This window comes from Streptomyces sp. NPDC050211, assembly GCF_040656035.1.
In the GTDB taxonomy this organism is placed as follows: Bacteria; Actinomycetota; Actinomycetes; order Streptomycetales; family Streptomycetaceae; genus Streptomyces.
The window spans coordinates 1-11625 of sequence record NZ_JBFALC010000128.1; the positions used below are offsets into that span (position 1 = coordinate 1).

10 protein-coding genes are annotated in these 11625 nt (G+C 69.6%); 7 read left to right on the plus strand and 3 right to left on the minus strand.

All coding sequences use genetic code 11. From position 1 onward, the window contains the following. Positions 1–248: 248 nt before the first annotated feature. The 4 genes from AB0I98_RS48570 (at position 249) to AB0I98_RS48585 (ending at position 3966) form a co-directional block, all read left to right on the plus strand. Entirely contained in the window at positions 249–419 is a 171-nt protein-coding gene (locus tag AB0I98_RS48570; protein ID WP_190149712.1) for a Trm112 family protein, read from the plus strand. 27 nt (positions 420–446) lie between these two features. Beyond that, positions 447–1577 (plus strand): SIS domain-containing protein, encoded by a 1131-nt coding sequence (locus tag AB0I98_RS48575; protein WP_362952741.1) that lies wholly within the window; start codon positions 447–449, stop codon positions 1575–1577. Positions 1578–1717: 140 nt separating this feature from the next. Next, positions 1718–2869, plus strand: coding sequence for a mannose-6-phosphate isomerase, class I (gene manA / locus AB0I98_RS48580; protein WP_362952743.1), 1152 nt, complete (start codon positions 1718–1720; stop codon positions 2867–2869). Between the two features lie 116 nt (positions 2870–2985). After that, positions 2986–3966, plus strand: a complete 981-nt coding sequence (locus tag AB0I98_RS48585) for a cation diffusion facilitator family transporter (protein ID WP_362952745.1) — start codon at positions 2986–2988, stop codon at positions 3964–3966. 115 nt (positions 3967–4081) lie between these two features. Here AB0I98_RS48585 and AB0I98_RS48590 read toward each other — a convergent pair whose 3' ends face one another. Further along, positions 4082–6304, minus strand: a complete 2223-nt coding sequence (locus AB0I98_RS48590; RefSeq protein WP_362952747.1) for a fructose-specific PTS transporter subunit EIIC — start codon at positions 6302–6304, stop codon at positions 4082–4084. Positions 6305–6796: 492 nt separating this feature from the next. On the opposite strand from AB0I98_RS48590, the gene ahcY reads away from it, so the two are divergent. Both ahcY and AB0I98_RS48600 read left to right on the plus strand, forming a co-directional pair. Next, positions 6797–8254 carry an adenosylhomocysteinase gene (gene ahcY / locus AB0I98_RS48595; RefSeq protein WP_362952749.1) on the plus strand — a complete coding sequence of 486 codons (1458 nt, stop codon included), beginning with the start codon at positions 6797–6799 and terminating at the stop codon, positions 8252–8254. 208 nt (positions 8255–8462) lie between these two features. Further along, a complete protein-coding gene (locus AB0I98_RS48600; protein ID WP_362952751.1) occupies positions 8463–9077 on the plus strand; it encodes a hypothetical protein in 615 nt (204 codons plus the stop codon). A 35-nt stretch (positions 9078–9112) separates the two neighbouring features. Here AB0I98_RS48600 and AB0I98_RS48605 read toward each other — a convergent pair whose 3' ends face one another. Further along, positions 9113–10063, minus strand: coding sequence for an RDD family protein (locus AB0I98_RS48605; RefSeq protein ID WP_362952753.1), 951 nt, complete (start codon positions 10061–10063; stop codon positions 9113–9115). Positions 10064–10191: 128 nt separating this feature from the next. Here AB0I98_RS48605 and AB0I98_RS48610 point away from each other — a divergent pair, with 128 nt between their 5' ends. Further along, a complete protein-coding gene (locus AB0I98_RS48610; RefSeq protein ID WP_362952755.1) occupies positions 10192–11199 on the plus strand; it encodes a stage II sporulation protein M in 1008 nt (335 codons plus the stop codon). A gap of 202 nt (positions 11200–11401) precedes the next feature. Here AB0I98_RS48610 and AB0I98_RS48615 read toward each other — a convergent pair. Continuing rightward, positions 11402–11625: hypothetical protein (locus tag AB0I98_RS48615; RefSeq protein ID WP_362952757.1), on the minus strand; the 224-nt coding region annotated here is incomplete at its 5' end.

The following is an 11625-nucleotide window of genomic DNA, read 5'->3' on the forward strand; positions in this document are numbered from 1 at the left end:
GTCCAGGGGGCGGAGCCCCCTGGCGGGGTCGAAGGGGCGGAGCCCCTGGGGATGGGACGGGTAGGGGCGGCGGGGGCGAAACCCGACAACGGTCACACCAACGCCGCTCGCCCCGAACCCCACCTGTCCAACCCCACCCCGCCCGCACCCACCCCGTCCACCCCCACACCCACCCCCTCCAGCGGTACCCTGACCAGGCACATCCGCACACACAGCCGTAGCCCACCCCGCCCCCGAAGGGACCCCCCATGCCGCTCGAAGCCGGCCTCCTGGAGATCCTCGCCTGCCCGGCCTGCCACGCCCCCCTCAAGGAGCAGGACACGGAGCTGATCTGCACAGGCCAGGACTGCGGCCTGGCATACCCCGTCCGCGACGGCATCCCCGTCCTCCTCGTCGACGAGGCCCGCCACCCCGCGTAACGACCCGGCGATCGGAGTCTGCCGCCCATGCTCGACGAATCGCTGCTCGACGCCCCCGAGGGGCTCGCGGAGGCCGACCAACGCGGCCTGCTCCGCGGCGCCGCAGAGGCCGGCGCCCGAGTCCGCACAGCGGCCCGGCACGCCACCGAGTCCGGCGTCCACGACCTCAAACCGGACGGCCGCCCCCGCGCCGTCCTCATCGCGGGCCCCGGCGCCGCCGCCATCTGCGTAGCCGACCTCCTCGGCACCCTCGCAGGCGCAGGCAGCCCGGTGACCCGCCTGGCCCCCTCCGGCGTCGCCCCCGCCGCAGGCGCCCTGCGCTGGGAACTCCCCGGCTGGGCCGGCTCGGTGGACCTCCTGCTCATCACCACCCCGGACGGCACCGAACCCGGCCTCTCCCTCCTCGCCGACCAGGCCTACCGCCGCGGCTGCACGGTCGCCGCCGTAGCCCCGCCCCGCACCCCGCTCGCCGAGGCGGTGGACGGCGCCCACGGCCTCTTCGTACCGCTCGCGACCGCCCCGTACGAGCAGGACGAATCCCTCGCCGCCGCGTCCGCGCCCGGCGTCCTGTGGGCGCTGCTGACCCCGCTGCTCGCCCTCCTCGACCGCACCGGCCTGCTCACCGCTCCGCCGGACGCCATCGAGAAGGTCGCCGACCGCCTCGACCACATCGCCGAACGCTGCGGGCCGGCCATCGCGACGTACAGCAACCCCGCCAAGACCCTCGCCGCCGAACTCGCCGACGCCCTCCCGCTGATCTGGACCGAGGGCACCTCGGCAGGACCGGCCGGTCGCAGGTTCGCCGCGGCCCTCGCCGAACTCTCCGGCACACCGGCCGTCGTCGCCGAACTCCCCGAGGCGCTCGCCGCGCACAGCGCCCTGCTCGCCGGCCCGCTCGCCGCCAGCGCCGACCCCGACGACTTCTTCCGCGACCGCGTCGAAGAGCCACCCGCGATGCACGCGCGCGTGGTGCTGCTCCGCGACCGCCCGATCGAGGGCCTCACCGCCGCGCCCGCAGCCCGTGACCTGGCCCTCAGCCACGACACGCCGATCAGCGAACTGGAGCCGGAACCCGGTGGCGAACTGGAGACCCTCGCCGAACTGATCGCCATCACCGATTTCGCCGCCGTTTACCTGGCGCTCGCTTCGAGGGCCTGATCTGACCCAGGACGCCCTGACCGCCGTACGCGCGACAAGACGAAAGCCGTACGCACGGCGAACCAGAGTCGAACGCATTGAGCGCATTGAGATTGAGCGCATTGAACGCGTCGAACGCAGAGAGAGCAGACAGAGAGCCGATGGACCGCCTCGACAACAGCATCCGCCCCTACGCCTGGGGTTCCACCACCGCGATCCCGCAGCTGCTCGGTGTCGAGCCGACCGGTGAACCGCAGGCGGAGATGTGGATGGGTGCCCACCCGGGCGCACCCTCGCGCACCGACCGCGGCACGCTCGTCGAGGTCATCGCCGACAACCCGGAGCGCGAACTCGGCGCCGCGGCCGTGGCCAAGTTCGGCCCCGGTCTGCCCTTCCTGCTCAAGATCCTCGCCGCCGGCGCCCCCCTCTCCCTCCAGGTGCACCCCAACCTGGAGCAGGCGAAGGAGGGTTACGAGGACGAGGAGCGCCGGAGCATCCCCGTGGACGCCCCGCACCGCAACTACAAGGACGCCAACCACAAGCCCGAACTCATCTGCGCGCTCACCGAGTTCGACGGCCTGTGCGGCTTCCGCGCCCCGGCCCAGGCCGCCGACCTGCTCGCCGGCCTCGGCGTCGACTCCCTCAAGCCGTACGTCGACCTGCTGCGCGCCCACCCCGAGGAGGCGGCGCTGCGCGAGGTCCTCACGGCCGTTCTGAGCGCCGACCGCGAGGAGATGGCCCACACCGTCACCGCGGCCGCCGCGGCCTGCGCCCGCCTCGGCGGCGAGTACGCCCCCTACGCCGACATCGCCCACCACTACCCGGGCGACCCCGGCGTCATCGCCGCGATGCTCCTCAACTACGTCCGCCTGCAGCCCGGCGAGGCCCTCTACCTCGGCGCCGGCATCCCGCACGCCTACCTCAACGGCCTCGGCGTCGAGATCATGGCCAACTCGGACAACGTCCTGCGCTGCGGCCTGACCCCCAAGCACGTCGACGTCCCCGAACTCCTGCGCATCGTCCGCTTCGAGCCCAGCGATCCCGGCGTGCTGCGCCCGGAGGCGTCCCCGGACGGCGAGGAGGTCTACGAGACCCCGATCGACGAGTTCCGGCTCTCCCGGTACGTCCTCCCCGAAGGCGGCGCCGCCCACGACCTCACCCGCGAGACCCCGCAGATCCTCCTCTGCACGGCCGGTTCCGTCCGGGCAGGCGAGCACGAGCTGAACCCCGGTCGGTCGGTCTTCGTCCCGGCCGGCGAAAAAGCCGAAGTATCCGGCTCTGGAACGGTCTTCCGGGCCACCGTCATCGCCTGACGGTCAAGGAGTCGCGGCCTGACGCACCGTTGTCGGAGCGGGCTGCAACAATGGCCCACTGGCAAAGGCCGGGCAAAGGTCTGGACGGCGTACGCACGAAGGGACAACGCGAATACATGAGCGCGTCAGGCGGCACCAAGGCGATCGTGGCGGCACTCGTCGCCAACCTCGCGATCGCGGTAGCGAAATTCGTGGCGTTCATCTTCAGTGGCTCGTCGTCGATGCTCGCCGAGTCGGTGCACTCGCTCGCCGACTCCGGCAACCAAGGCCTTCTCCTCGTCGGCGGCAAGAGGGCCCAGCGCGAGGCGACCCCCCAGCACCCCTTCGGGTACGGCCGCGAGCGTTACATCTACGCCTTCCTCGTCTCGATCATCCTGTTCTCGGTCGGCGGCATGTTCGCCCTCTACGAGGGCTACGAGAAGATCAAGCACCCGCACGAGATCGAGCACTGGTACTGGCCGATCGGCGTCCTCGTGTTCGCGATCATCGCCGAGACCTTCTCCTTCCGGACGGCCATCAAGGAGTCCAACGTCCTGCGCGGGAAGAAGTCCTGGTCGGAGTTCGTCCGTCACGCCAAGGCACCCGAGCTGCCCGTCGTCCTCCTGGAGGACCTCGGCGCGCTGGTCGGTCTGATCCTCGCCCTCGGCGGCGTCGGCCTGGCCCTCGCCACCGGCGACGGCGTCTGGGACGGCATCGGCACGCTCTGCATCGGCGTGCTCCTCATCTTGATCGCAATCGTGCTGGCCATCGAGACCAAGTCGCTGCTGCTCGGCGAGGCCGCCGGCCTCGAAGACGTCCAGAAGATCGAGGCCGCGATGGTCGACGGCGAAACCGTCACCCGCGTCATCCACATGCGCACGCTCCACCTCGGCCCCGAGGAACTGCTCGTCGCCGCCAAGATCGCCGTCCAGCACGACGACACGGCCACCGAGATCGCCTCCGCCATCGACGCCGCCGAGGCCCGCATCCGCGAGGCCGTCCCGATCGCCCGCGTGATCTACCTCGAGCCCGACATCTACAGCGAGGCCGAGGCCGCGAAGGGCGCCGACCGCGAGGCAACGCCGGGCGGCCCGGCAGCCCACCCCACCGAGCACTGATACGACGTCGTACGACCGCGTCCTCAGTACGACGATGTGTTTACGACACGACGATGTGTTTACGGCGATGGGGCCCGCCGAGCGTTCCGGCGGGCCCCATCGTCTGCTGTTCCGGCTACTGGATCTCGCTCAGCACGCCGAGCACCGCCGCATCGTCCGGCGCTGCCATGAGCCGCTCCCGGAACCCGGTGTCCATCAACTTCCGCGACAACAGCGCCAGTATCCGCAGATGCTCGTCACCCGCGGCGGCTTCCGGTACGGCGATCATGAACACCAGCCTCGCCTTCGTACCGTCCATCGAGCCCCACTCGACACCTTCGGCAGACCGCGCGAACCCGACGACCGGCGCGGTCACCGCGTCCGTCTTGGCATGCGGTATCGCGATCTCCTCACCGAGCCCCGTGGTGCCCTGCGCCTCACGCCGCAACGCCGTCGCCACCAACTCGTCGACGTCCGCCACCTTGCCCGTCCGTGCCAACAGGATCGCCATCTCGCGGATTGCCGCCTCCTTGTCGGAGGCCTCGAGCCGAACCTTCACGGTCTGCGCGGTGAGGTGACCGGAGAGGGCTTCGGGGGTGACTGATTCCGGGGCGGGGTTCGGGCTCGCGGTGTCCATGGCAGAGTCCGGCTCCGCAGACTCCGCTGCCTCGTCCGTCGTACCCGTGCCGCGCGCAGCCGCGGTCTCGGCGGGGCCGCCAGTGCTCGCCCCGCCCTCGACCGGCGCCGCGGATGCATGCCCGGCAGCCTGCGACGGTACGGCTTCGGCGGCGCCCTTCGTTGCTACGGCGCCCTGCGCCCCTACGGCGCTCGTGGCGGCCCGCGCCCCCACGCCCGCCCCCACCAGCGCGGGCTCGGGCCCGCTCGCGCCCACACCGCCGACCGGCGTGCCCCGCCTCCGCTCGGTGATGTCGACGAGGGCGACCGTCGTCAGCGCGGTGACGACAGAGCCGATCGCAACGGCCACGAAGAACATCGGTACACCGCTCACCGCGCCCAGCACGGCCACGATCGGCCCACCGTGCGGCACCGCGTCCTCGACGCCGGCGAGCCCGGCGATCGCGCCGGCGACGGCGCCGCCGAGCATATTGGCCGGGATGACCTGCGCGGGCCGCGCCGCCGCGAACGGGATCGCGCCCTCGGAGATGCCGAAGCAGCCCATGAACAGCGAGGCCAGACCGGTCTCCCGTTCCTGCTCGGTGTAGAGGCGCTTGCGGATCAGCGTGGCGAGGCCCTGCCCCAGTGGCATGACCGGGATCGCGGCGGCACACATGCCCATGACCGTCTGATTGCCGGTCGCGATGAGCCCGGCGCCGAACAGGAACGCTGTCTTGTTGACCGGCCCACCCATGTCGAACGCGATCATGAGCCCGAGAATCGCCCCGAGCAGAATCGCGCTCGTGCCCGTCATCCCGCTGAGCCAGCTGGTCAGATGCTCGAACACCCAGGAGATCGGCTTGCCGATGACGTAGATGAAGAACAGCCCGAGCGCCGAGGTCGCCACGATCGGGATCACGATGATCGGCATGATCGGCTGCACGAACTTCGGGACCTTGACCTTCTTGATCCACAGGACCAGATAACCGGCCAGGAACCCCGTCACGATCGCCCCGATGAACCCGGCGCCCGCCTTCGAGTCGTACAACTCACCGGTGTTCGCGATCCAGCCGCCGATCATGCCCGGCACCAGCGCGGGCCGGTCGCCTATCGCGTAGGCGATATAGCCGGACAGGATCGGCACCATCAGCGTGAAGCCGATGACGCCGATGTTGTTCACGTCCATCCAGAAGGAGTCCTCCGGGATGACCAGGCCGTCCGGCGTGGTGTTCCCGCCGATCGCGAGCGACACCGCGATCAGCAGCCCGCCGACGACCACGAACGGAATCATGTAACTGACCCCGTTCATCAGCGCCTTGTACGTGATGCCGCGTTCCTTGCCGCCGGAGGCGCGGGCGGCTGTGGGGGAGCCACCCTCCAGGTGCACGGGCGCCGACTGCACCCGCTCGATCAGCTGCTCGGGGTGGCGAATGCCCTCCGCGACCCCGACGGTCAGGACCCGCTTGCCCGCGAATCGGCTCAGGTCCACATCCTTGTCCGCGGCGATGATGACGCCGTCGGCGGATGTGACATCGTTGTCATCTAGGACGTTTTCAGCCCCGATGGATCCCTGCGTCTCCACCTTCATGTCGATGTCTTGGCTCGCGGCGGCCTGCGCGAGCTTCTCCGCCGCCATGTACGTATGGGCGATGCCGGTCGGGCACGCGGTCACCGCGAGCAACTTCAACCTCTTGCGCTCGCCACCGCCGCTGCCCGTGGGGGGAGGGCCGGCCGGACTGGTCACGTCGATCTCCTAACGCCTTTGTCACGCGAGAACGCCGTCCCGGACGTCCCGCAGGATCGATCAGATGTCCCGATCTCCTCGCATCCTGCAACACCTCTCTCCCAGCTCAAAGAGGCAAGAGTCCCTGAAGGTCCCGGTCTGTCGACTCCTGTCCATCCGATTGCGGGTGTCCTGTTATCGCTGTCACAACCGTCCGCCGCCCAACGGGGGCCGGCCGGCGGACGGACCCTCCCCGGGGCCGTGATCGGCCTGATCTATTCGGAGGTGGACTGGGGACGGCCCGCCTTACCGGTGTAGCTTGGGACGGAGCCAGACGTCGCTGCTGATGGCGGTCGGGCGGTCCCACCGCGGACCGACCGAGGGAGAGAGGGCCTCCGACGGACTGCGCTGCGTGTACGCGGGCATGCCTGTGTCCTCTTCGGGCACCCCTGTGTCCGCCACGCGCAGACCAGCCGTACCCACCTCGCCCCAACCTCCGAGGAGCAGCTCTCAATGACGACTGTCGAGAACCGACAGGACTTCAAGGTCGCCGACCTCTCCCTGGCCGAGTTCGGCCGCAAGGAGATCACCCTCGCCGAGCACGAGATGCCCGGCCTGATGGCGATCCGCAGGGAGTTCGCCGCCACTCAGCCGCTGGCCGGTGCCCGAATCATGGGCTCGCTGCACATGACCGTGCAGACCGCGGTCCTGATCGAGACCCTGGTCGCCCTGGGCGCCGAGGTCCGCTGGGTGTCCTGCAACATTTTCTCCACCCAGGACCACGCGGCCGCCGCCGTCGCCGTCGGCCCGAACGGCACGCCCGACAACCCCCAGGGCATCCCGGTCTTCGCCTGGAAGGGCGAGACCCTGGAGGAGTACTGGTGGTGCACGGAGCAGGCGCTGACCTGGCCGAACACCCCCACCGGCGGCCCGAACATGATCCTGGACGACGGTGGCGACGCCACCCTCCTCGTCCACAAGGGCGTCGAGTACGAGAAGGCCGGCAAGGTCCCGGCGGTCGACACCGCCGAGAACGACGAGCACCGCGTCATCCTCGAGCTCCTGAACCGCACCATCACCGACGGCTCGCAGAAGTGGACCCAGCTCGCCTCGGAGATCCGCGGCGTGACCGAGGAGACCACGACCGGCGTTCACCGCCTGTACGAGATGCACCGCGACGGTACCCTCCTGTTCCCGGCGATCAACGTCAACGACGCGGTCACCAAGTCGAAGTTCGACAACAAGTACGGCTGCCGCCACTCCCTGATCGACGGCATCAACCGCGCTACCGACGTCCTCATCGGCGGCAAGACCGCCGTGGTCTTCGGCTACGGCGACGTGGGCAAGGGGTGCGCGGAGTCGCTGCGCGGCCAGGGCGCCCGCGTGATCATCACCGAGATCGACCCGATCTGCGCGCTGCAGGCGGCGATGGACGGCTACCAGGTCACGACCCTCGACGAGGTCGTCGAGACGGCCGACATCTTCGTGACCACGACCGGCAACAAGGACATCATCATGGCCTCGGACATGGCCAAGATGAAGCACCAGGCGATCGTGGGCAACATCGGCCACTTCGACAACGAGATCGACATGGCCGGCCTCGCGAAGATCCCCGGCATCGTCAAGGACGAGGTCAAGCCGCAGGTTCACACCTGGACGTTCCCCGACGGCAAGGTGCTCATCGTGCTGTCCGAGGGCCGCCTGCTGAACCTGGGCAACGCCACCGGCCACCCGTCGTTCGTGATGTCCAACTCCTTCGCGGACCAGACCCTGGCCCAGATCGAGCTGTTCACCAAGCCCGACGCGTACCCGACCGACGTGTACGTGCTGCCCAAGCACCTCGACGAGAAGGTCGCCCGCCTCCACCTGGACGCGCTCGGCGTGAAACTGACCACGCTGCGCCCGGAGCAGGCCGCGTACATCGGCGTCGAGGTCGAGGGGCCGTACAAGCCGGACCACTACCGCTACTGAGCCCTCGGCCGCCGCTGTTGAGCCGCCGGCTCCTGTGGGTAGCCGTCGGCTCAGGCGCTGAGTACTGACCGCAGCCCGTGAGAGCGCGCCGGTGCGCTGACACGCTCTCACCAGCAGGTCCTCCGAGGCAGGTCCCCGCACCCCCGTGCCGGGGGCCTGCCCCGTTGGCCGTTGCGGCCGGACCAGCCCGTCAAGACCCAGGACCCCCATGCCCCGCGGCCGTTATTCGCTCCATGATCCGCACGATCACACCCCCCTCGCAGACGAGCACTTCCACTGCGCCCCCGGCCCCTCCGGCTGGCGCTACGTCTCACAACGGACCACCCCCGCGGGTGACCACAGCGGCTCCGTCGACATCACCCTCGACGAACTCGGCCGCCCCATCCGCCTCGAACTCCACGCCGCGGGCTGGCAGGTCCGCGGCGCCGCGCTCGACGGCGTCACCTGGGTCCGTACAGACCCCACCGGGGCTCATGCCATGGAAGGCAACGTCCGCGCCCACGCCTTCACCGGCACTTCCCCCGCATTCCTCATCGCCACCACTCGTCTCCTGCGCCTCACCCCTTCCAGCTCAGCAACCCGCGTCCGCCTCGTCGCCTTCACCGACCCCGTCCTCGCCCCGCGCACCGTGGACCAGTCCTGGGCCTTGCTGAAAAGAGAAGCACACGCCACTGACAACGGCCTTCTGACCGTGGACGAATACCAGGTCACAGCCCTGGACACGGGCGAACAGCACGCCGTACACATCGCCGGCGACGTCGTGCTCGCGGCACCGGGCATCGAGCTGGAGGACCTTGACTCGCCGCCGTCCGCGTTCGACTGAGCGCCGCGTTCGTGCTGGGTGGCCGGCGGGCCGGGCTACGCAGGCGGCACGAACCCAGTGGCGGGACCGTCGGCAGGCGACACCTCGGGAGCCTCGCGCCGGCCACTGACCGGAGCCTCGGGCTGAGGAGCAGGGACCGCGGACGGAACCGCCTGAGGCACATACGCCCCCGGCACACCGGCCACAGGCCCGCCACCAGCAGCGGGAGCACCCGCGACTGGACCGGCCGCTACCGAGCCGCCCGCGAAGGCACGCCTTGCATCCCGTGCCTGCCGTTCCTGCACCACCGCCGCCAAATACGCGGCCGGCGGAACGCCCTGCGGCGCCGGGCTTCCCGTACGGGCCGCGAGGTCGGTGGCGAGCCGTTCCGCCATGGCCCAGCCGACCTGCGGATCCAGCTGCTGCATCCGCGTCAGATACTGGCGGATGGCAAGCCACAGACCGTCCGGAACCGCCGACAGATCCAGCTTGGCGAACCGCCCGGCCAGCCAGGGCGGCGGCGGAGGAACGAAGCTCGTACGGGCCACGGGCACCCGTTCCCTCACGACCAGAGTCCCTGCGAACACGTCCCCGAGCCTCCGCCCGCGTGCCGACACGAGAGAGGCGATGCAGGCGATCACGCCAAATGTCATCAGAATCTCGATCACGCCGATCCCACCCCGGACCAGCGCATGCCGGAACCGGATCGGCCCGCCGTCGTCCCGCACCACACGCAGCCCGCACGCCATCTTGCCGAGCGATCGCCCATGGCCCAGCGTCTCGACCGCGATCGGTCCGCCCACCAGCACCAATACGAACGTCGCGATCGACAGGGCGAACTGTGCCGCCTCGTCCAATGAAGCTGTGGAGATCACCAGGCCGATGGTCACGACCAGGTAGGCGATCACGGCCACCACCAGATCGAGCAGGACGGCCAGCGCCCTGCTGGGCAGCCTCGCGGGGCGCAACTCCAGCGCCACCGCCTCACCCGTCACCAGCTCACTCACGCCGCTGTCCTTCCCCTGACCTGCCCTGAGAACAGCCAGTCTGCCAAGCTGAGGGCGCATCGCGCCGCAGTACGACAAGCTGACACCACGACGAGCCGCCGACGAACAGCCCAGGAGCAGGCAAACCGATGGACCTCGACGTCTTCGTCACCGCCCACCGAGCCGAATGGGACCGCCTCGACGCCCTGCTCCGGCGCCAGCGCAGCCTCACCGGTGCCGAGGCCGACGAACTCGTCGCCCTCTACCAGCGCACCGCCACTCATCTCTCCCTGATCCAGTCCAGCGCCCCCGACCCGCAATTGACCGGTCGGCTCAGCCAACTCGTGGCACGCGCGCGTAGTGCCGTGACAGGCACCCGACGCGCCTCCTGGCGCGACGTCACCCGCTTCCTCACGCACGGATTCCCCGCCGCGGTCTACAAGTCGCGCCACTGGTGGGTACCCACCGCGCTCCTGTCGACCCTTGTCGCGGCACTCCTGGGCTGGTGGATAGGTACTCACCCGGAAGTGCAGTCCTCCATAGCGGCCCCCGATGAGCTGCGCGAGCTCACCCGCCCCGGAGGCCAGTACGAGGCCTACTACTCGAGCCACCCCGCGGCCTCCTTCGCCGCCCAAGTGTGGACGAACAACGCCTGGGCGGCCGCCCTGTGCCTGATCCTCGGGGTCTTCCTGGGCCTCCCGGTTCTGTGGATCCTCTTCCAGAACATGCTCAACCTCGGCGTCGGCTTCGGCCTGATGTCCTCAGCCGGTCGGCTCGACACCTTCCTCGGTCTCGTCCTGCCGCACGGTCTGCTCGAGTTGACCGCGGTCTTCGTCGCCGCCGGCACCGGCCTGCGCCTCGGCTGGACCGTCATCGACCCCGGCCCACGCAGCCGACGCACGGCCCTCGCGGAAGAGGGTCGAGCCGCCGTGGGCATGGCCATCGGCCTCGCCCTGGTCCTCTTCGTCTCCGGCGCCATCGAAGGCTTCGTGACCCCGTCGGGCCTGCCCACATGGGCACGAATAAGCATCGGGGTCCTCGCTGAGCTCGTCTTCCTTGCCTACGTCTACGTCCTGGGCGGTCGCGCCGCCCGCACCGGGGAGACGGGCGACGTCGAGGCTGCGGAGCGCAGCGCCGCGGTTCCGACGGCTGCCTGATGTGCGCACCTGTCTGCTGAGCTGCTAGTCTCTCCTTCACCCACAAGAGCCGTTGACACGGAGGGCGTGGGGAGGTAGATTCAAACAGTTGCCTAGAGGGCAGGGTTTGCCCGGGGGCGACAGTGAGCATCTGTCGGCTTCTTGTGAACTCACTTCCCGAGGAGCCCCCGATTATTCAGGACTGAGCGGCCGGTCAGGCCGGTCAAAAACTTCTGATAAAGTCGGACTCGCCGAAAGAGAGCCGGAAGGCAATCAAATAGGCAAGGCCACTCCAACGGCCACCGGAAACAAATTCCGACCGGAAACGGAACGGAAAAGGGATCTGGTAAGGTTGGAAACACCGAAGGGAAGCGCCCGGAGGAAAGCCGCGAGAGAGTGTTTCTCGGGTGAGTACGAAGGAAGCGTCCGTTCCTTGAGAACTCAACA

Coding starts and splice junctions, on each gene's coding strand:
- AB0I98_RS48570 (WP_190149712.1), top strand. CDS start 249: ATGCCGCTCGAAGCCGGCCTCCTGGAGATCCTCGCCTGCCCGGCCTGC.
- AB0I98_RS48575 (WP_362952741.1), top strand. CDS start 447: ATGCTCGACGAATCGCTGCTCGACGCCCCCGAGGGGCTCGCGGAGGCC.
- manA (WP_362952743.1), top strand. CDS start 1,718: ATGGACCGCCTCGACAACAGCATCCGCCCCTACGCCTGGGGTTCCACC.
- AB0I98_RS48585 (WP_362952745.1), top strand. CDS start 2,986: ATGAGCGCGTCAGGCGGCACCAAGGCGATCGTGGCGGCACTCGTCGCC.
- ahcY (WP_362952749.1), top strand. CDS start 6,797: ATGACGACTGTCGAGAACCGACAGGACTTCAAGGTCGCCGACCTCTCC.
- AB0I98_RS48600 (WP_362952751.1), top strand. CDS start 8,463: ATGCCCCGCGGCCGTTATTCGCTCCATGATCCGCACGATCACACCCCC.
- AB0I98_RS48610 (WP_362952755.1), top strand. CDS start 10,192: ATGGACCTCGACGTCTTCGTCACCGCCCACCGAGCCGAATGGGACCGC.